General features: G+C 59.2%; 19 protein-coding genes. 17 read left to right on the forward strand and 2 right to left on the reverse strand.

Translation table 11 applies throughout. The features are described from left to right. Nucleotides 1–204: 204 nt before the first annotated feature. Together gap and malE are read left to right on the forward strand one after the other, a co-directional pair. A complete protein-coding gene (gene gap, locus QQK16_RS08070) occupies nt 205–1,218 on the forward strand; it encodes a type I glyceraldehyde-3-phosphate dehydrogenase (protein WP_284195938.1) in 1,014 nt (337 codons plus the stop codon). A 117-nt stretch (nt 1,219–1,335) separates the two neighbouring features. Then, nucleotides 1,336–2,589, forward strand: a complete 1,254-nt coding sequence (gene malE, locus QQK16_RS08075; RefSeq protein WP_284195939.1) for a maltose/maltodextrin ABC transporter substrate-binding protein MalE — start codon at nt 1,336–1,338, stop codon at nt 2,587–2,589. Nucleotides 2,590–2,627: 38 nt separating this feature from the next. Here malE and QQK16_RS08080 read toward each other — a convergent pair whose 3' ends face one another. Next, nucleotides 2,628–3,812 carry a GGDEF domain-containing protein gene (locus QQK16_RS08080; RefSeq protein ID WP_284195940.1) on the reverse strand — a complete coding sequence of 395 codons (1,185 nt, stop codon included), beginning with the start codon at nt 3,810–3,812 and terminating at the stop codon, nt 2,628–2,630. A 214-nt stretch (nt 3,813–4,026) separates the two neighbouring features. On the opposite strand from QQK16_RS08080, the gene QQK16_RS08085 reads away from it, so the two are divergent. Continuing rightward, nucleotides 4,027–5,817, forward strand: a complete 1,791-nt coding sequence (locus QQK16_RS08085) for an O-linked N-acetylglucosamine transferase, SPINDLY family protein (RefSeq protein WP_284195941.1) — start codon at nt 4,027–4,029, stop codon at nt 5,815–5,817. A 45-nt stretch (nt 5,818–5,862) separates the two neighbouring features. On the opposite strand, the gene QQK16_RS08090 is transcribed toward QQK16_RS08085, so the two are convergent. Beyond that, a complete protein-coding gene (locus QQK16_RS08090; protein WP_284195942.1) occupies nt 5,863–6,753 on the reverse strand; it encodes an SEL1-like repeat protein in 891 nt (296 codons plus the stop codon). Between the two features lie 212 nt (nt 6,754–6,965). On the opposite strand from QQK16_RS08090, the gene QQK16_RS08095 reads away from it, so the two are divergent. The 14 genes from QQK16_RS08095 (at nt 6,966) to QQK16_RS08160 (ending at nt 18,933) form a co-directional block, all read left to right on the forward strand. Next, nucleotides 6,966–7,253, forward strand: coding sequence for a Flp family type IVb pilin (locus QQK16_RS08095; RefSeq protein WP_284195943.1), 288 nt, complete (start codon nt 6,966–6,968; stop codon nt 7,251–7,253). A 35-nt stretch (nt 7,254–7,288) separates the two neighbouring features. Further along, nucleotides 7,289–8,965 (forward strand): pilus assembly protein TadG-related protein, encoded by a 1,677-nt coding sequence (locus QQK16_RS08100; RefSeq protein ID WP_284195944.1) that lies wholly within the window; start codon nt 7,289–7,291, stop codon nt 8,963–8,965. Further along, nucleotides 8,962–9,879: a hypothetical protein gene (locus QQK16_RS08105; protein ID WP_284195945.1), complete on the forward strand. Its 918-nt coding sequence runs from the start codon at nt 8,962–8,964 to the stop codon at nt 9,877–9,879. The genes QQK16_RS08100 and QQK16_RS08105 overlap by 4 nt, the downstream gene beginning before the upstream one ends. Then, nucleotides 9,876–10,541, forward strand: coding sequence for a hypothetical protein (locus QQK16_RS08110; RefSeq protein ID WP_284195946.1), 666 nt, complete (start codon nt 9,876–9,878; stop codon nt 10,539–10,541). Before QQK16_RS08105 ends, QQK16_RS08110 begins: the two co-directional genes overlap by 4 nt. Before the next feature lie 10 nt (nt 10,542–10,551). Then, complete coding sequence (locus QQK16_RS08115) at nt 10,552–10,860, forward strand: hypothetical protein (RefSeq protein WP_284195947.1); 309 nt, start codon at nt 10,552–10,554, stop codon at nt 10,858–10,860. Between the two features lie 146 nt (nt 10,861–11,006). After that, the gene (gene cpaB, locus QQK16_RS08120) at nt 11,007–12,089 is read left to right on the forward strand and encodes a Flp pilus assembly protein CpaB (protein ID WP_284195948.1); all 1,083 of its coding nucleotides are present in this window, start codon (nt 11,007–11,009) and stop codon (nt 12,087–12,089) included. A gap of 22 nt (nt 12,090–12,111) precedes the next feature. Continuing rightward, nucleotides 12,112–13,434 carry a type II and III secretion system protein family protein gene (locus QQK16_RS08125; RefSeq protein WP_284195949.1) on the forward strand — a complete coding sequence of 441 codons (1,323 nt, stop codon included), beginning with the start codon at nt 12,112–12,114 and terminating at the stop codon, nt 13,432–13,434. Nucleotides 13,435–13,443: 9 nt separating this feature from the next. After that, nucleotides 13,444–15,150 (forward strand): ATPase, T2SS/T4P/T4SS family, encoded by a 1,707-nt coding sequence (locus QQK16_RS08130; protein ID WP_284195950.1) that lies wholly within the window; start codon nt 13,444–13,446, stop codon nt 15,148–15,150. Continuing rightward, entirely contained in the window at nt 15,147–15,989 is an 843-nt protein-coding gene (locus QQK16_RS08135; RefSeq protein WP_284195951.1) for a type II secretion system F family protein, read from the forward strand. Before QQK16_RS08130 ends, QQK16_RS08135 begins: the two co-directional genes overlap by 4 nt. Next, nucleotides 15,986–16,870 (forward strand): type II secretion system F family protein, encoded by an 885-nt coding sequence (locus QQK16_RS08140; protein ID WP_284195952.1) that lies wholly within the window; start codon nt 15,986–15,988, stop codon nt 16,868–16,870. The genes QQK16_RS08135 and QQK16_RS08140 overlap by 4 nt, the downstream gene beginning before the upstream one ends. Continuing rightward, nucleotides 16,867–17,214, forward strand: a complete 348-nt coding sequence (locus QQK16_RS08145; protein ID WP_284195953.1) for a DUF192 domain-containing protein — start codon at nt 16,867–16,869, stop codon at nt 17,212–17,214. The genes QQK16_RS08140 and QQK16_RS08145 overlap by 4 nt, the downstream gene beginning before the upstream one ends. Further along, nucleotides 17,211–17,684 (forward strand): tetratricopeptide repeat protein, encoded by a 474-nt coding sequence (locus tag QQK16_RS08150; RefSeq protein ID WP_284195954.1) that lies wholly within the window; start codon nt 17,211–17,213, stop codon nt 17,682–17,684. Before QQK16_RS08145 ends, QQK16_RS08150 begins: the two co-directional genes overlap by 4 nt. Then, a complete protein-coding gene (locus QQK16_RS08155; RefSeq protein ID WP_284195955.1) occupies nt 17,681–18,400 on the forward strand; it encodes a TadE/TadG family type IV pilus assembly protein in 720 nt (239 codons plus the stop codon). Before QQK16_RS08150 ends, QQK16_RS08155 begins: the two co-directional genes overlap by 4 nt. Next, entirely contained in the window at nt 18,397–18,933 is a 537-nt protein-coding gene (locus tag QQK16_RS08160) for a DUF805 domain-containing protein (protein WP_284195956.1), read from the forward strand. Before QQK16_RS08155 ends, QQK16_RS08160 begins: the two co-directional genes overlap by 4 nt. Nucleotides 18,934–19,084 lie beyond the last annotated feature (151 nt).

Here is a 19,084-nt window from a genome sequence, read left to right on the forward strand (position 1 = left end):
ATGGTGGCCAAACCTACGTATCCCGTCGCCGGCCATCCATGACTTGAGTACATAACAGGCTCTCAGATAGCGTCGCGCAGCCTTGGTGGCTGTGCGAAATACGGAGTGAAACGGTCGCTACGGCCGGTCCGTCAACAGAAGCAGAGCGCCCAAGACGGCGCCGCACTATCCAAGTCCATAGGCACAACAGTCTGGAGCAATACAATGACCATCCGCATCGCCATCAACGGCTACGGCCGCATAGGCCGCAATGTCTTACGTGGCCTCTATGAACACAACCGCCGCGACGAATTCGAGATCGTCGCCATCAACAACCTTGGAGAGATCGAGGTCAACGCCCACCTGACTGAATACGACACCGTCCATGGTCGTTTCCAGGCTGAGGTGGGCTATGAAGGGGATTACCTGCTGGTCAACGGCGACCGCATACGCTACCTGAGCGTGCGCGATCCAGCTCAACTGCCCTGGAAGGATCTTGATGTCGATGTAGTGTTCGAGTGTACCGGCCTGTTCACCAGCAAGGCCAAGGCCAGTGCGCACCTGGCTGCCGGTGCCAAGAAGGTGGTGATCTCCGCACCGGGCGGTGATGATGTCGATGCCACTATCGTGTTCGGGGTGAACGAGCAGGTGCTGAAGGCCGAGCACACGGTGATCTCCAATGCCAGTTGCACCACCAATTGCCTGGCACCGCTAGTGGCACCGCTCCATGCAGCGCTGGGGGTGGAGATGGGGCTGATGACCACGGTGCACAGCTACACCAATGATCAGGTGCTGACCGACCTCTACCACAGCGATCTGCGCCGTGCCCGTTCGGCGACCATGTCCATGATACCGACCAAGACGGGTGCAGCGGCCGCCATCGGTCTGGTGATACCGGAGCTGGCAGGCAAGCTGGACGGCCTGGCCGTACGCGTGCCGACCATCAATGTCTCGTTGGTCGACTTTGTCTTTACTGCCAGCCGCGATACCAGCGTGAGCGAAGTCAACGAGATACTCAAGCAAGCCGCCGCAGTGAGCCGCGATGGCATTCTGACTTATGTGACCAAGCCCCTTGTGTCTGTCGATTTTAACCATAACCGCGCTTCGTCGAATTTCGATTCGTCGCAGACCAAGGTGAGCAACAAGCGCCTGGTCAAGGTCATGGCCTGGTACGACAACGAATGGGGCTACTCCAACCGTATGCTGGATACCTGCAAGGCGCTGATGCAAGCACGCTGAGCGGTAGCCGCAACCTCACATGACCGCGCGGGCTATGACCTGCGCGGCATGTCGGCACCTTGGGTGCCGAAGCGCCGTTAGAGCGCCATCCCCAACCATCACCGGAGTGATACCCCAATGACTATCCGTTCCCACGGTGTAGCGGGCATTCTTGCGCCCCAAGAATGCCCTGTTGCCGTTTCTCCCCGTCGCATCGTGCTGAAAGCCTTGCTGGGCATTGCTGCCAGCGCCTGCCTGCTGAGCCCGGCCATGGCGGCTGGTAAGCAGCTGACGGTCTGGATCAATGGCGACAAGGGCTATGAAGGCATAGAGAAGATCGGCAAGTTGTATACCAAGCAGACCGGCATCACCGTCAAGGTCGAGCATCCCGATGATGCACCGACTCGGTTTCAGCAAGAGGCGCTGGCCGGCAATGGCCCTGATATCTGGATCTGGCCGCACGACCGCATTGGTGAGTGGATCAAGCTGGGGTTGCTGACACCCATCAATCCGACCGAGGAGGCGCGCCGCAATATTGTTTCGGTGGCTTGGGATGCCTTTACCGTAGGTGGAAAGACCTGGGGTTACCCCTTGTCGGTGGAGACGGTCAGCCTGATCTACAACAAGGCCCTGATCAAGACGCCACCCAAGAGCTTCGAGGAAATACCGGCACTGGATACCCAGCTGCAGAAACGCGGGGCTAAGGCCATCTTGTGGGACTACAACAACACCTACTTTACCTGGCCCTTGATGGCGGCGAACGGTGGCTACCCGTTCTTCCGCGATATCAAGGGCAACTATGACGCCCACGATACCGGTGTCGCCAAGCCCGGTGCGGTGGCAGGCCTGGAAACGCTGGCCATGCTGATCAACAAGGGTGTCATGCCCAAGGGCGCCAGCTACGGCCAGATGGAAGAGGCCATGCGCAACGGCAAGCTGGGTATGATGATCAGCGGCCCATGGGCATGGGAGGGATTGCGGGAGGCCAAGATCAATTTCGGCGTGGCCCCCCTACCTAGCGTAAAGGGTAAGCCTTCGCGGCCCTTTGTGGGTGTGCTGGGCGCCATGATCAATGCCAAGAGCCGCAACAAGAAGGAGGCGCTCGCCTTCCTGGAGCAGCACCTGCTCAAGCTCGATGGCCTGAAAGCCATGAACGAGGCGGTGCCGCTAGGCGTACCGGCAGATATCACGCTGTTCTGGCAACTCTACAACGACGAAAACATCCGTAACTCCATGGATAACATCCATCTGGGCAAGCCCATGCCTTCCAATCCGGAGATGGGCAAGTTCTGGGCCGCCATGGCGACAGCGCTACCACAGGTGACTGATGGTAACGTCAAGCCACAAGAGGCCATGGTGACGGCAGCCAAGCAGATCGCCGCGCCCAAGTAAGCCAAAATGGCACCCAGCGCTACATGCTGCGCTGGGCGTCAGGGGGTGTGACCGGGTATGTCGACGACTACCCGGTTACGCCCCGCCTGCTTGGCCCGGTAAAGTGCTTCATCTGCCGCTTTGAGCAGATCATCAGCCGTCAGTCCAGACCCGGGAGCACGTTGGGCCAGGCCCAGGCTGATGGTGAGATGCCCCAGTTCGCTACCCATGTGGGGCAGAGCCTGCACGGCGATGGCATTACGCAGCTGCTCGCCCATATGGGGCAGTTCCTGGCTGGCAGGGTTGAACCACAGCAGTACGAACTCTTCTCCGCCGTAGCGGGCGGCGATATCCAACGGTCGCCGGGCGTGCCGGTTGATGGTGTCGGCAACCAGTTGCAGCACCTTGTCCCCGCCAGCATGCCCGTAGTAGTCGTTGTAACGCTTGAAGTAGTCCACGTCGATCATGGCGAGCACCAATGATCGCTGCTCACGGTGTGCCTGGCGCCAGGCGCGCTCCAGATGGGTGTTGAAGGCGCGCCGGTTGTAGAGCCCGGTCAGGCCATCGTGCTCGGCCAGTTCATGCAGCAAGGCATTGACCAGGAAGGTCGTGCGGGTGCTGTACTCAAGAAAGTAACTGCCGGTCGCACCGACGATATTGGCGGTCAGCATAAAGGCACCGTGATACAGCTGCAGTGTTGTATCGGGCTGCAGGGCGGACTCCATGGCGAGAAAACCTGCCAGGATGAGGGTATTGATCAGCAGTGCATGCCACCACTGCAGGCTGGCGATAAAGTAGATGAACAAGGCCACCAGCAATATGCCTTCATACGGCAGGGGATAGTCACGGGCCAGCGCAACGCCGATAACACCTACCGTTCCCAGGCCTGTCAGCAGGGCTGACAAGCAGACTGCCCACTGCAGGTAAGCGCGCCACCGTTGTTGGTAGCTAAGCCAAAGGGTAATGGCAAAGGCTGGGATAATCAGCCCCAGCCTGATGGGTACGGTGCGCTCCCAGACGGTGGAGGGCAGGGTAGTGAGGTCGATCAGCACAAACAGGGCAAACAGCGTGATGGCCATGCCGCCTGCCCAACGCAGGCGTGACATATGGGTATCCACATGAAACTGGCGGAAGGCCTGCTCGAGCTGCGGTGTAAATCGTAGCCAACGGTAGCCGTGCAGCATCGCGTCCCGGTAGGGCGAGGGGCTGGTTTTGTCGAGTAGGTCTGGGTCGATCTGCAGCATCGTGGGGTTTTACTCTTGTCTATCGGCAGGGCCACGAAACCAACCCCGTTATCTTGCAACCATGCCTTGCCAGTCTGCCTGGGCCGGACTGGCGGTACTTGCCTGGGGTGTACGGTCTGCCTTATGCGTCCTGCATCGCTCTGGAGAGATGGCGTTACCAAGCTTCAGTGTAGTGCGTTAAAGTGCCGACCCAACATCAAAACTCGGGGCGACCATGAACCAGGCGTGGGCGGCGATATTGCGTAAGCTCGGTGTGCACAGCAGTGTGCTGGCGGCTGGGCGTCGATTGCTGGCTGCAGAGCGCTACGAGGCGGCGGAAATCTACTTGCAACTGGCTAGCCGGATGGCCCCCAAGCACGCCGCCACTTGGCTGGCGCTGGGTACATGCCTGCAATGCAGGCATTGCAATGTGGCCGCCATGGCTGCGTTGGAAACGGCCCTGGAACTGGCTCCAGACCTGGAAGAAGCTGAGCAGCGCTTGGGGCACGCGGCCATCGAGGCCGCGCACTGGCCGGAGGCGATTGCCCGCTTTACTGCCTTGTTGGCTCGCCACTCGGGCTCGGCCGAATATCATTACCACCTGGGCAATGCCCATGCCGGTGCTGGGCAGTTGCATGAGGCGGTGGAACATTACCGGTCTGCACTGGCTATCGAGGAGGTGGCCTCCAGCCATAACGGCTTGGGCCTGGTGTTGTCCGAACTGGGCAGGCAGGCCGAAAGCTTGCCGCATTTCCGGCGCGCGGCGGAATTGTCGGACAAGCCGACTTACCTCTCCAACTTGCTGTTTACCTTGTGTTATGACGATACACTCAATCCCGGCACGCTCTACCAGGCCCATTTGCAACAGGCTGCTCGCTTACCTGCCGAGCAGGTACGGCGCTGGAAGCAGGATTGGCGCCCAGCGCGCAAGCTACGCATAGGCTACGTATCTCCGGATATGCGACATCACCCGGTAGCCTACTTTGTGGAGCCGGTTTTCCGCGAGCATGATCGCAAGGAGTTCGATGTCTATGTCTACTCCACCCAGCGACAGCTGGCCAGTGACACGACCTCGCGCCTGTCAGGCCTGGCTGACTACTGGCGGGAATTCGATGACGCCGAAGCCGAGGCCGTCGCAGAGGCCATATTGGCGGACAGGATTGATATCCTGGTCGACTTGGCCGGGCATACCGGCAACAACAGTCTGGTGTTGATGGCTCGTCGCTTGGCCCCTGTGCAGGTTACCTGGCTGGGGTACCTCAATACGACAGGCCTAGCCACCATGGATTACCGCCTGACGGACGCCGTGGCCTGCCCACCACAATACGCCCAGGCGCTGCATAGCGAGCAACTGGCATATCTGCCTGATTCGCAATGGTGCTATCAACCACCCGCCGATGCACCCGAAGTGGTCGCCATGCCGTGTCTGGTGGGGCAGGGTATTACTTTTGGCGCTCTGCACAATCCTGCCAAGATTGGCCCGGCAGTCATTCGCCTATGGGCCGACCTGCTATTGGCCGTGCCGGACTCTCGCCTGCTGATCGCGGCAAGAGGTTTTGCCCGCATTGCGGATGAGACGCGCGCCCGCTTTGCCGCATTGGGCGTGGCGCCAGAGCGCATCGTGATACGTGACCGTGCACCTTTTCACGATTATCTGGCGATGCATGGTCAGATTGACATCAACCTGGATACCTTTCCCTATACCGGCGGCACAACCACCTGCCATTCGCTCTGGATGGGGGTGCCGGTGCTGACGCTGGCATGCGATACGGTGATGGGACGTGGCGGTGCAAGTGCCTTGAATGCCGTGGGCTTGAACGACTGGATCGCTGACTGTGGCGACGCTTTCGTGCAGCGAGCATTAGCCCAGTTGCAGGACCGGGCGGCGCTCAACCAGCTTCGCCTGGGGCTCAGGGAGCGCATGGCCCGCTCGCCCTTGATGGATGGTCCCCGGTTTACCCGTGCGCTTGAGCAACAATATCGAGCGATGTGGCAACGGCGCTGTGAACAGGAACAAGCGATATGAAAAGACCACCTGTCGGCGGTCTTTATGCTTGAGGTGGGCGAGGGCTCAGGTAAGTTTTTTTTCCCAGTCGGTTGCTGCGGCCTCGTCCTGCTTTTCGCCCCATAGTCCTTGCCGATAGATCTTGATCAGGCGTTGTATGGCTGGGCGATACCCCAGATTGCCAGCACGGGTGAGCCAGTCTATGGCGCGGGCGCTATCTTGCTTGACCCCCTTGCCGTTCTGGTACATCAACGCCAGGTTCAGCATGGCCTGGCCGTTACCTTCCTTGGCGGCTTTTTCGTACCAGCTACGTGCCGCATCGAAATCCTGCTTCAGCCCACGGCCACTCGCATACATGTAACCGAGGTTGTTCTGGCCCTGCGGAAAGCCAGCATCGGCCGCCTTGCGGTATAGCAGGACGGCCTGGTTGTCATCCTTGGGCACACCACGACCTTCGGCATACAGGAAGCCCAGGTTGGTCTGCGCCAGGGGCAAGTTTTGGTCTACACCCTTGCGGTACCATTCCACTGCTTTGCTGAAGTCCTGTTTGACCCCCCAGCCATTTTCGAACAGCACACCAACATTGTTTTGTGCCAGGGCATAGCCCTTGTCGGCGGCCTTGCGGTACCACTGCATGGCCTGGGAGTAGTCACGCGGTAGACCCAGGCCGCGCTCGTATAGATAGCCCAGCGACGTCTGGGCAGGCATGTAACCTTTGTCGGCAGCCTTCTTGTACCAGAACTGGGCACGGGCGTAGTCGGCAGGGACGCCTTCACCGCGCTCATACATGGCGCCCAGCTCGGTCTGGGCCCGGACGTCGCCCTGATTAGCGGATTCCGTGTATTCCTTGGCGGCACGGGGAAAGTCACCGCCCTGCTGGGCATCCTTCCCGGCCTGGTAGTCGGCTTGGGCGGAAAGGCAGAGCAGCAGTGTGAATAGTGGGGTAATACGCATCATGTTGATCCTGTCAGCGAGCATGTTGTTTCAATCTATATAGGCTAGGCTGGATAGCGCGCCTGTCAAGGCTGGCGCCGGGTTTGACTTTCATCTCGCCGAGGACTAATTTCATTGTCGAGGTGGAAGCAAGTTGCCAGGGTCGGGTGCAGACCCGCTTCTCGCCTTGGTTCCACCACCCGTACCGCCTTATTCAGCTATCGAGGAGCACGACCATGAAAAAAATCGACAACCTGCGCCAGTCCATGCGCAACCTGCCCAAGCGTCAGACTGGCCAGGGCATGACTGAATACATCATTATCGTCGCGCTAATTGCCGTGGCGGCTATCGGTGTCTACAGCTTCTTCGGTCAAACCATCCGCGCCCAGGTATCAGGTCTCGCCAGCGAAGTGGCTGGTGATACCGCTGGTGCATCGTCCGCACGGGGTACAGCCAGTTCTGCCGCTGGTAGCGCCCGTAGCCAAGGAACAGCACAAAAGGGTATGGGTAGCTACGGCAACTAAGCCGCAGCCATCCTATCCTGATGCGGGGCGTCATCATGTCCAGTACAGTGCGCTCCGCTGTGCAGCTTAAGGGCCAGCGCGGTCAGGCGCTGGTCTTTTCGCTTATCGTGCTGGTGGTTGTCATTCTGGTCATGTTGGCCACCTTTAATGTGGGCCAGCAGACGCTGGGCAAGATGCGCTTGCAAAATGCCGCCGATGCGGCTGTCTATAGCGCGGCGCAGGCGCAGGCGCGCGATTACAACTTTTCGGCCTATACCAACCGCGCCATGGTGGCCAATCAGGTGGCCGTTGCACAAGTAGTCGGGCTCACCTCCTGGGCGCGCAATTTCAACAAGACTTACACCAGCGAATTTGCCTGGGTTCCCAAGATGCTCACTGCTTTGGGCGGCCCCTTGGCGGCATGGATGTGGACGACCCCATACAACATCAACAAGAGCATATCCAACGGCTTCCAGACGGTAATGAATTCCACTGGACCGATATTGGCCAAACTGCTGGATGGCATCAATGCGGCCTTGAATCTGGCGCAGATGGTCTACCACTACGGCACTGCCCTGACGATGGCGCAGACCTTGGGGATGGATCTGATCAATGCCTCCGGGGACGGTTTACTCAATAAACTGGGGTTGGATACCAGCGGCATGCCGGATGCGGTACAGGACATGCTGAGCCTGGATCCCAAACACAATGTCCTGAAGATGAATGACCCGGAGGCCAGCCTGACCAAGGGCGGTTGGGCGACGGCAGCGGTATCGCTGTATAACTGGCTACGCTTTACCGAGCGCAAGGATCCGAATACCAAACCTGCCGCAGGTAAACAGGGCGATGGTGCAGAGGCTGACCGGTTTGCCAGCGTGACTATCAATTCACTGGATGGCTTCTCGCGCGATCGTAGCACCAAGGATGGGTGGTCTGATGGCGCCCCAGAGTTTTACTACCTGACGCCCAACCCCTTCGTATTCGATCCCACAAGGTTCATTCCCTATCAGAATGGTGCGGTGTTCATGGCGCTCTGGCACCGGGGTGGGACCGAACTCAAATCTGTCACTGCGGGCGGCAGCGCCACGGGGTATTCCAAGAAGACCTGGACAGCGCTGGATGCCACAGGCTTTACCGGCGCAGCCATATTCTGGATATCGATACTGGGCATCCCCATACCCATACCCATCGTGATACCGACCATGCCCATGGGCTGGGGCTCTGCCCAGGCCGGGGTGCAGATCAGCGGTGCGGGTGCCTTGGGGACCAACAACAACTTCTCCACACCGGCGGGCGAAGCCTATGGCGGTGCCTACAACCACACCATGACCACCATGCCGGCCTTGCGTCAGCGCCCGCAGGGCGCCGGCACAACGCTGGGTGGTGAGGGTCTGCGCCCGTATTTTGATGTGCGAGACCTGACCAAGGACAACCTGGAAGGCGCCAGCCTGCTGATTGAAGTAGAACGCAAGTCCAGCACCTTGCCGAACTCCGGCAGCTACAGCAAGGGTCGATTTGGCATGGAGAATGGCCGGCCTGGTGGGGATGACAGCATGCGTGCCCTGTCTCGCGCGCAAGTCTATTTCTCCCGGCCATCCAAGCTGGGGGAGGGCTGGGAGCGTGAAGACGGCAAGCAGGAACTGGGTAACCTCTACAACCCATACTGGCAGGCCAGGCTGACCCCTAACAGCTTCCTTGAGAAGTATGCCTCCATGATGTTCCAGCACCTATGAGCTACTCGCGCGCACGCCGGCAAGCCGGTCAGGCCATGGTGGAAACCATGATCGTCTGCAGCACGATACTGGTTCCGCTGTTCCTGGCCGTGCCGGTGCTGGCCAAGTATCTGGATATACGCAGCCATGTGGTGCAGGCGGCACGCTATGCAGCGTGGGAGCGTACGGTGTTCTTTGGCGGTGACTCAGCCAGCGAGATAGGTTGGTTCGGGTTTACCAATGCCTGGATAGCCAATGAAAAGACCGACGCCCAGATCAAGGCGGAGATAGGGAGCCGATTGCTGTCGCGTACCTCGGCCACCAGCACCTTCAGCAGTTCCGATAGCGGTAGCAGCGATTTCCGTAGTGGTCAGCGCAAGGCGCTGTGGCAGGACCGCAATGGTCAGAGCATGCTTAGCTATGCACAAATATCGGGCGAGGTTGGCCAGAAATGCGACCCGGCAGGTGGCATGGTGGCAGCCATGACCGGTTACGATTGCGCGCCCGGTACCATCAATCGGGTGCTGACGCCGATTGCCAGTCTGGCTGCCACATTGGGGCCATTCACCCTGGAAATGGGGGGCAAGTACACGGCCACGGTCACGGTCAGCCCAGAAAGCTACAATCCCAATACCTATCTGATGAGCACGGCCTTGGCCCGCAAGCCCATGGTGGAAACCGCCATCGTGCTGGGTAATGGCTGGACGGCCGATGGCGCTAGCGCCGATGACAAGACCAGCGTGGTACAGCAGGTAAAGGGCCTGACGCCGCTTTCACTGCTGGCCGAGAAGGTCAATATTCCAACCATAGGCGAAATCTCATTGCTCAACGTGGTGCAGACCGTGTTCTCCATATGGGCGCCTGAGTTGTCTACCCGCAAGCTGGAAATTGGCAAGATCGCACCTGATGAAGTCCCGGAAGACCGAGTGAAATGATCAAGTATTTGTTTATCGTACTGGTTAGCGTCGCATTGCTGGCACAGGCTGCCGAATGCCCGGAGTTTGAGGCGCCCAAGGCAAGGCTGAACTGGATAGCCAAGGATATGCTGGTCAGCGGTGTGCCCATGGCCATACTGCAGGTGGATAGCGACCAGTCGCCGCTGAGCATGATTGCCCATTACAAGCGGGTCTGGTCGGCAGGCGGGGGCGAAGTGACCGAGTATCCTGTTGCGGGATGGCAAGCGGTTGCCACGGCAAGGGGGCAGTGCTTCTATACCTTCCAGGTCAAGCCGGTGGGCATGGGGTCTACCGGTTTGCTGAGCGTCAGCCAAGCCAATACTGGCCCCTTGCGCAAACCCGAACGTTTTCCCATGCCATCGGGTAGCCAGGTAGTGAATGATATCGAGCACCGGGATGGCATCAAGAATGGCCGCACCGTGTTTCTGCGTAATGCGCTGACCATGGAAAGCAATGCCATCTACTATCGCAACAACCTGCCCAGCCAGGGTTGGAAGATCAGCATGGAGCGCCGCATCAACACCAAGAACGGCCCAGGCATTGTTTTTGATATGAAGCGTGACAAGAATCTGGCCATGTTGACCATAAGCCGCAGCGAGGGTCAGACCAATGTGCTATTCAACTATATGGATAGACCGTAAGGGGCCGAAGATGTCTGCACTACCCCGACCAATACGGACGGCGCAAGCAGGCCAGTCCAGCATCGAATACATTGTTGTGATTGCCGCTTGCATGGGTGGCGTATTGTTGACTGCCAATGTGGATGGCCTGATGCGCAATATCCGCGATTATTTTACCGACTACAGCTATGCCATGTCGGTCGCTCAGGTGCCCGACTGCATGAATGTCTACGGTGGGTCGGTAGGGCCGGTCAGCGGGTCTGCCACCTTGGATAAATGCCCGGATTTGACCAACCCGACCTGGCCCATCAGTGAAGTATCCGTCAGTTGGGACCAATAGAAAAACAGCGGCGAGGCTGATGTCGGGATCCAGCCCCACAACAGCAAGCTGAGCAGTACCCTGCAGCATCGTAGTTACAACCATAACAAGCGGCGATCACTCGGTTGCCATCCATACGAATAGCCCAGACAGGACGCCCGCCCGTCATGAAGCTCAACTTTGCCAAGGTCAATCGAACCTGGGTGATGCTGGTCGCAGCGATATTGCTCGGCCTGCTCGCCATGTTTCTCACTGTGCAGTATCTGCGGCTGCAGGAGCGTACGCTCCAGAGCGAGATAGAAGCCAAGGTTCGAGGTAAGGGACCTACGGTTGCCGTAGTGGTTCCCACCAGCGATCTGCCGGCGGGTTCGCCTATAGACCTCAGTGTCGTCGCCTCACGAGAGATAGCTGGCGATCTGGTCTATGACGATACCGTCACCGTTGAACAGTTCGAGAACTACAAAGGCCTGGCATTGATTCGGCCGGTCAAGCAGGGCAGGCCGTTGTTGCGGGCAGATCTGCGCGAGATTTATGCCGACTTCGCCGGCTCGCTCAAGACCGGCACGCGCGCCATGACCATAGAGACCGACGAACTTAATTCGATCTCGCATATGGTGCAGCCCGGCAACCTGATTGATCTGATGCTGATCATGGAGCAGAGCGCCAACGCAGCCCCCAATAATCCGTCGGGAGGCAAAAGCAGCAGCATGGTGGTGCCCTTCATGCTGAGCGTCAAAGTGCTGGCAACCGGCCAAAAGGTTGTCAGGGATGACCCTGCCAACGGCCAGGAGCGTCGCTCGACTTATGGTACCTATACCCTAGAGGTCAATCCCAGCCAGGCGATGAGCCTGGTGATGGCGCAAGAGATGGGCAAGCTGCGGGCGGTGTTGCGCAACGAGAAGGATGCGATCAAGAGCAGCGACCCTGCCAGCGAATACGACTCCTCCGGCGCAGGTGACCTGATGCGCAATATTGCGGCGCGGACCCAGGCCGTGGCCAAGGCGACCGCGGCGGCACGCATAGAGATGCCGGTGACCGGTGATGTGGATGCCTATATCGAATACATCATCGGCGGCAAGGGTGGCTCCGAGGGCGTGACGCCTAGCTTGAACATTCCCGTGTCGGGCGGCATGGGCAGTATCTCGATGGCACCCCCTGCAGGTGCGCCCAATCCTGTCGGGATGCCGGCCAGCTTGCCGTTAAACATCATGCCTACGGCGCCGGCAGCCAACACCAACACGCAAAAATAACGAGCGACGGGATACCTACAACATGCGCAAACCCATCTGCACCCTTGCCTTGCTGTCAGTTGCCGGTCTGGCGCCTGTGGCAATGGCCGCTACCGTCAAGGCGCCGGCACCAGTTGCCGAGGCGCCTCAGGGCGTTACCGAAATCAAGATGTTCATCGGCGAACTGAAGACCATCCCCGCCGGCAAGCTGGACCGAGTCGCCATTGGCAACGGCGCCATAGTCTCTACCCGTGCGCTGGAAACAGGCGAGTTGCTGTTGCTGGCCGAGAAGGAAGGCGATACCTCCATGATGCTTTGGTCGGGCAAGGGGCCACGGCGGCAGTACATAGTCCGAGTTGTGACCCGTGACAGCCAGGGGGCCTACCAGGCTGCGGCCAGCATGCTCAAGGATGTACCCGGCCTGAAGCTCAGCCAGATCGGTGGCAATGTGGTTATCAGCGGCACGGCCAGCAAGACGGATCTGGAGCGCATCGCCCTGGTAGCCAAACTCTACCCGCAGGTGGTGAGCCTGGTGTCTGCTGAAGATGTCTCGATGAAGAAAATGATCTACTTCAAGGTGCAGGTGGTGGAGATGAAGCGCTCCCTGCTTGAGAACCTTGGGGTGCAATGGCCAGGCTCAATGGCCGGGCCGTCAGTGGGTTTCCTGGGCAATTGGGGTTCCGAGAACCGCACGGGTATACAGGCACCGATACAGGGGATATTACCCATCCAGACCGGCAACCGGGGCTTGCGCACCTACCTGGGTATTTCGTCTTTGCTCAACACCACCATCAATATCGCCAAGAACAATGGTGACGCCTATATCCTGGCAGAACCCGAGTTGTCGGCTCGTTCTGGCGGTGAGGCGCGCTTCCTTGCTGGCGGGCAGTTCCCCATACGGGTTGCCGGCGCATTGGGTTCGACTTCCATCGAATACAAGGACTACGGCATCAAGCTCACCATCAAGCCGGTGGCCGATGACCAAGGGAATGTCTCTGCAGCGGTGGATACCGAGGTCAGTTCCATCGACAGTTCGGTATCGGTAGATGGTGCACCGGGTCTGCTGTCGCGCAAGACCAGCACCGATATCAATGTACGCAACGGGCAGACCATTGCCCTGTCTGGCCTGATCAATAGCGAGATGTCCAAGGATATCTCGCGGGTGCCAGGCCTGGGTTCGATACCCGTGATAGGTCAGCTGTTCCGGTCGGACAACTTCCGCAATAGCCGCACCGACCTGGTCATCCTGGTCACGCCTACAGTGATAGATCCGGCGTCTACCCTCAATCGTGAACGCATTGAGAAGAGCGACGGTATGCGGGAGCGCTTTGAGCGCAGCGTGGGTAAGTCAGAGATACTGGATTGAGGACGCACCATGCTGAATGTATTGGTAACTACACCGCGCGGTGCCGAGAATGTCTTCGAGTGCACCATCGATAGCTGTGCCATAGGCAAGAGCGACGAGAACCTCATCATCCTGCAGGGTTGGTCGGTGGCCAAGCGCCATGCCGCCATCCATCGCCGGGCAGACGGCGTGTACGTGGAGAATCTGGACCCCAAGGGCAATACCGAGGTGAATGGCAAGCAAGCCAGCCTGTATGGCCCGCTCAAGCCTGGTGACGTGATACATATCTGCGGCTATGAGTTGCGGGTGATGGATCTGGACGAGCCGGCACCACCACCCGTGACAGCAACGGTCGCATCCGTGGCCAGTGCCATTGCGCAGCCGGCAGCCGTTGCGGCGCCAGCCATGGTGCCGACGGTGACCGAAGAAGTTGAAGCAGTGCGTGATCCTGGCCATCACCAGATCTGGATAGGTCTGCTCAAGCGCATCCATACCGAGCTGATCAAGCAGATGGATTTGCGTCGCATCGATATTGCCAGCCAGAGCGAAGAAGAGCTGCGCCGCAATACGGGGCTGATGCTGGTGGAGATCGTTCGCAACGACAAGACCATACCCGAAGGTTTTGACCGTGATCTGTTGGTCAAGCAGGTACAGGACGAAGTCGTGGGCCTGGGGCCGTTGGAGGACTTGCTGGCGGACGATGCAGTCACCGAAATCATGGTGAATCGCTTTGATGAAATTTTTGTTGAACGCAAGGGACGCCTGACCAAGTCGGATATCACCTTTACCTCGGATCAGGCTGTGGTCAGTGCCATTGAGCGCATCGTGACCCCCTTGGGACGCCGCATTGACGAATCCTCGCCCATGGTGGATGCCCGCCTGAAGGACGGTTCGCGGGTGAATGCGGTGATTCCGCCCCTGGCACTCAAGGGCGCCAATATCACCATACGGAAGTTTGCCAAGAGCAAGCTGCATGGCGAGGACCTGATCAAGTTCGGATCCATGACGCCGACCATGCTGGCGTTCCTGCGCACCATCGTGGAGCAGAAGGCCAATATCATCATCTCGGGGGGGACGGGCTCGGGCAAGACGACCTTGCTGAACGTGCTGTCCAACTATATCCCCGATGATGAGCGCATCGTGACGGTGGAGGATGCAGCCGAACTCAAGCTGAGCCAGCCCAATCTGGTGGGGCTGGAGTCCCGCCCGCCCAATGCCGAGGGCAAGGGCGCCGTGCTGATACGCGATCTGGTGAAGAACTGCCTGCGGATGCGACCTGACCGTATCGTGGTGGGGGAGTGCCGTGGTGGGGAGGCGCTGGATATGCTGACGGCCATGAATACCGGCCATGATGGCTCGCTTACCACAGCCCACGCCAACACCCCGCGAGATTGCCTGGCGCGGGTGGAGGTGATGGTGATGATGGCGGGGCTGGACCTGCCCATCCGCGCCATACGCGAGCAGATATCGTCGGCCGTGCGCTTTATCGTGCAGCAGAACCGTTTTTCCTGCGGTTCGCGCAAAGTGACGCACGTGACCGAGATCACCGGCATGGAAGGCGACATGATACAGATGCAGGACATCTTCCTGTTCAAGCAAGAAGGTTTCGGTGCTGACGGCAAGGTCAAGGGGCGGCATATCTCGACGGGTGCCGTGCCAGACTTCTATCAGGATCTGGCTGCGCGGGGGATGGATGTCGACATGAGCATCTTCCAGGGCGGGGAGATACGGCGATGACACTGCTGCTCGGGTTGATTTTCCTGGTGACCCTGATCACTGCCTGGCTGGTATACAAGGCGGTACAGAGCTATCTGGACAAGCAACGCGCCAGCATTGAACTGACCACGGCCACCACCTTGGCCGACATGTTCATCTTTCTCGACCCGCAGAAGATGTTCCGCTACAACGTGGCACTGACCTGCATCCTGCCGCCCATAGTCTGGGTGCTGACCGGCAACCCGGTCTTTGCCTTTGGCGCCCTGATTGCGACAGTATTCCTGCCCAAGTGGTATGTGGGTTTCTTGGGGCGCCGTCGGCTCAAGCGGCTGGAGCAGCAATTGCCTGATGCACTGCTGATGGTGTCGGGCGCCATGCGGGCTGGTGCCAGCCTCAATGTGTCGCTGGAATCCATGGTCAAGGAATCCAAACCACCGGTCAGCCAGGAATTCGAGCTGATGCTGCGCGAACAGCGCCTGGGCGTGGATTTCGATACTGCCCTGCAGAATATGGAGCGACGTAACCCGCAGCAGGATTTTCAGCTGGTGATTTCGGCCATGCGGATTTCCAAAGAGGTGGGTGGGAATCTGGCTGAGATACTGGAATCGCTGGCTGGGGTATTGCGCGATAAAGCCATCATGGAAGGCAAGATACGCAGCTTGACCGCACAGGGTAAGGCGCAGGGCGTGATCATGACGGGCCTGCCCATACTGATGATGCTGGCCTTGCGCGCAATCGAGCCCAAGGCCATGGAACCGTTGTTCAACACCTGGATAGGCTATGGGACACTCACCGTCATCATCGTGATGGAACTGGTGGGCTACTGGTTTATCCGCAAGATCACGACAATAGACGTATGACCACGACCTTTATCGGATTGCTGATCGGTGCGCTTATCGGTGTGAGCGTGTTGCTGATGTTCTATAGCATGAGCCAGCTCAAGCGCGAGGTGCCGAGCGAGGATCGTGCCTATATGGACGAGCTACCCCCTATGCTGCGGCTGATCTGGCCGGGAGTGAACTTCTTGGAGTACCACTTCACTTCGCGATTTCCGCCGGATTTATTGGAGCGGGCACACAAATCATTGCGCGAAACCGGTGTGGGTTATCTGATGAGTGCCGAGCAATACTACGCCCTGCGTCTGCTGTCTGCGATTATTGCTGGCGCGTTGACCTTGTTTTGTATCTCGGCCTTGCATTCACAGGCTTACCATTGGGCTGCCGTCGTGGCATTCCTGGGCTATTTCTACCCCCTGATCTGGCTGTCGGATGTGCGCAAGAAGCGCCGCAAGGAAGTACTGAAGTCTTTGCCGGTCTACCTGGATTTCATCACCTTGGGTGTAGAGGCGGGTTTGAACCTGACGGGCGCCATCAAGCAGTCGATGGAAAAAGGCCCAGCAGGGGCACTGCGGCACGAGTTCTATATGGTGGTGCGTGATCTGCGTGCGGGTGTGCCGCGCGCCGACGCGCTGCGCCGGATGGAGGCAAGGCTGGATATGCAAGAGATAACGGCCTTTGTGGGGGCAGTGATTCAGGCCGAAAAGATGGGGGCCCGTCTGGGCCAGGTTTTGCGCATGCAAGCCGAGCAGCGCCGTATCGAGCGTTTTCAGCGTGCCGAGAAGCTGGCCATGGAGGCACCGGTCAAGCTGATACTGCCTCTGATCATGTTTATCTTCCCGGTGACGTTTATCGTACTGGCCTTCCCCATAGTCATGAAGTTCATGCAGGAAGGTATGCTTTGAAGCAGTTGGCTGCTTGGCGTGGCGATACATTGTTGCTGGGCAAGGTGTGGCTGGCGGAGAGTGCGACCGAACGCATGCAGGGATTGCTGGGCAGACCGCCTTTGGCCGCAGATGAAGGCATGTTGATACAACCATGCAGACTGATACATACCGTGGGGATGGCCTATCCGCTGGACTTGGCCTTTGTGGACAAACAGGGCAGGGTGCGCAAGCTGGTCAGCCATTTGCGTCCGGCTCGCATGGCGGGCTGCCTCAGTGCTACGGCCACCCTGGAAATGGCACCTGGCACCATAGCCCGCCTGGGTTTGGTGGCGGGCGAGCAACTGCATTGGCGACCGGCATGAAGCGCCTGATAGCCCGGCTGTGGTTGCCCACACTGCTACACACCCTGCTGGCGGGCTGCTCGGCCATGCCAGCCGCCATTACCGGCGATGCTGCCGATGCCTATGCCATGCACAGGGAGGCAGAGGCAGCCCATCAGGAGGGGGATGACGTAAAGTCGGAAAGGCTGCTGCAAGGGCTGTTGAGGGTGGCGCCCAATGATGCGGAAACCTGGTTTCGCCTGGCCAATCTCTATGCCCGATCAGACCGTCCAGAACAGGCTGCCGAGGCCTACCAGCGCAGCCTGATGATCAAGCCGCATGATGCCCGCGCCTGGCATAACCTGGGCGTGATACGGCAGCGTCAAGCTGCGGCAGCCATGATGCAGGCTCACAGCCTGGCTGCCGATGATGAGGTCTTGCGCAGCAAGGCGGCTCAGGTGCTTCAACTGCTGGAGCAGGCACAGGGCACGCAGGGGAGTGCCAAGCCATGATGCGGCGACGCCTGCATGGGCAGGCCATGCCCGAATTCCTCTACGCCCTGCCTATCTTGCTGTTGCTGACTCTGGGTGCCATACAGATGGGATTTATCTACCAGGCCAAGCTGACCCTGAACTACGCGGCCACGGTAGCGGTGCGCGAGGGGGCATTACGCAATGGCAAGATGGACGCCATACTGGATGGCATGGAGGCTGGGCTGACGCCCATGTTTGCCCATAGCCTAGGTAGCCGTGACATGGCCATGATCAAGAAGGCACGACTGAGTGCACATAATCTGGTATCCAATACCAAGCTGACCCGCATCACCATCGTGAACCCCACGTCCGCCTTGCTGACGGCCCACCAGGGCGATTCCGAATCCGGCAGCGAGATACCTAACGATAACCTGATGTATCGGGATGCCACGGCAATCAAGGGTGGCTTGAACGTGCAGGATGCCAACATCTTGAAGATACACGTGCGGATTTGCTACCGCATGTTCGTGCCCATCATCAACAAGCTGATCTACAACCTGGCGGTGGACCCGCCGGGCACGCCGGCCGCCGTCAGCAGGGATGCCCCAGGGATGCTGCGCAGCTACGGTGCTAGCTCGACCACGCGTACCTGCACCGATAGGCCAGACAGCGACTACTACCTGCCTATCGAAGCCGAAGCCGTCATGCGCATGCAATCGCCATTCCAAAACCCAGGCAAGTGGGTGGCACCATGAGCGAGGTGGACTATCAACCGATTGCACCTTCCCGCAAACCACCGGAAGGTCGCCGCCGCTTACCCTGGCCCAGTGGCCGCATGGGACGTATCCGCTACATTGCCTGTGTGCTGGGCCTGGCGATTCTTTACACCCTTAGCCTGTCCTTGATCATCACCGTCCTGACCATGGTGCTACCGCCGGAGTCGGTGGCGGGCGCCTTTCAGATCTGGAGCGCTGGCTTGTTCTTGCTGTTGATGGCGGGCTTGCTGTTCTGGTCGGTGGAAAGAGCCCATGATGCTAACCTGCCGGGCTGGGTCGCCCTGCTGGTGTTGGTGCCTGGGGTCAACCTGCTGTTCTGGTTATGGCCAGGCAAGCATGGCGAGAACCGCTATGGCCCACCGCCCGCACCGGCCAATCTGCTGACCAAGATAGGGGTATGCCTGACCGTGGGCTTGTTAGTGTTGAGCTACCTCTACACCAAGACCTATGGCCCCATGGTGTCTGAGCCGCCTCCCAAGCCTGTGCCGCAACTGCCGGCCTATCAGGAGTAGCGGGTGTATCCTGCCGTCTGCCCCACATGATGGCCCCCAGGCTCTCAACCAGCGGTAAGGTAGAAGCCTGCCTGATAGGGCTACCTGAAATACCATAGGGGAGGGCTCGCCAGGCGGCATGCGCAAAACCACCCCTGTTGTCCGGGAGGGA

Source organism: Chitinimonas prasina (assembly GCF_030160395.1).
Taxonomy (GTDB): Bacteria; Pseudomonadota; Gammaproteobacteria; order Burkholderiales; family Chitinimonadaceae; genus Chitinimonas; species Chitinimonas prasina.

Excerpts from the sequence above, each read along its gene's own strand:
- gap (WP_284195938.1), top strand. The coding sequence starts at position 205 with ATGACCATCCGCATCGCCATCAACGGCTACGGCCGCATAGGCCGCAAT.
- malE (WP_284195939.1), top strand. The coding sequence starts at position 1,336 with ATGACTATCCGTTCCCACGGTGTAGCGGGCATTCTTGCGCCCCAAGAA.
- QQK16_RS08080 (WP_284195940.1), bottom strand. The coding sequence starts at position 3,812 with ATGCTGCAGATCGACCCAGACCTACTCGACAAAACCAGCCCCTCGCCC.
- QQK16_RS08085 (WP_284195941.1), top strand. The coding sequence starts at position 4,027 with ATGAACCAGGCGTGGGCGGCGATATTGCGTAAGCTCGGTGTGCACAGC.
- QQK16_RS08090 (WP_284195942.1), bottom strand. The coding sequence starts at position 6,753 with ATGATGCGTATTACCCCACTATTCACACTGCTGCTCTGCCTTTCCGCC.
- QQK16_RS08095 (WP_284195943.1), top strand. The coding sequence starts at position 6,966 with ATGAAAAAAATCGACAACCTGCGCCAGTCCATGCGCAACCTGCCCAAG.
- QQK16_RS08100 (WP_284195944.1), top strand. The coding sequence starts at position 7,289 with ATGTCCAGTACAGTGCGCTCCGCTGTGCAGCTTAAGGGCCAGCGCGGT.
- QQK16_RS08105 (WP_284195945.1), top strand. The coding sequence starts at position 8,962 with ATGAGCTACTCGCGCGCACGCCGGCAAGCCGGTCAGGCCATGGTGGAA.
- QQK16_RS08110 (WP_284195946.1), top strand. The coding sequence starts at position 9,876 with ATGATCAAGTATTTGTTTATCGTACTGGTTAGCGTCGCATTGCTGGCA.
- QQK16_RS08115 (WP_284195947.1), top strand. The coding sequence starts at position 10,552 with ATGTCTGCACTACCCCGACCAATACGGACGGCGCAAGCAGGCCAGTCC.
- cpaB (WP_284195948.1), top strand. The coding sequence starts at position 11,007 with ATGAAGCTCAACTTTGCCAAGGTCAATCGAACCTGGGTGATGCTGGTC.
- QQK16_RS08125 (WP_284195949.1), top strand. The coding sequence starts at position 12,112 with ATGCGCAAACCCATCTGCACCCTTGCCTTGCTGTCAGTTGCCGGTCTG.
- QQK16_RS08130 (WP_284195950.1), top strand. The coding sequence starts at position 13,444 with ATGCTGAATGTATTGGTAACTACACCGCGCGGTGCCGAGAATGTCTTC.
- QQK16_RS08135 (WP_284195951.1), top strand. The coding sequence starts at position 15,147 with ATGACACTGCTGCTCGGGTTGATTTTCCTGGTGACCCTGATCACTGCC.
- QQK16_RS08140 (WP_284195952.1), top strand. The coding sequence starts at position 15,986 with ATGACCACGACCTTTATCGGATTGCTGATCGGTGCGCTTATCGGTGTG.
- QQK16_RS08150 (WP_284195954.1), top strand. The coding sequence starts at position 17,211 with ATGAAGCGCCTGATAGCCCGGCTGTGGTTGCCCACACTGCTACACACC.
- QQK16_RS08155 (WP_284195955.1), top strand. The coding sequence starts at position 17,681 with ATGATGCGGCGACGCCTGCATGGGCAGGCCATGCCCGAATTCCTCTAC.
- QQK16_RS08160 (WP_284195956.1), top strand. The coding sequence starts at position 18,397 with ATGAGCGAGGTGGACTATCAACCGATTGCACCTTCCCGCAAACCACCG.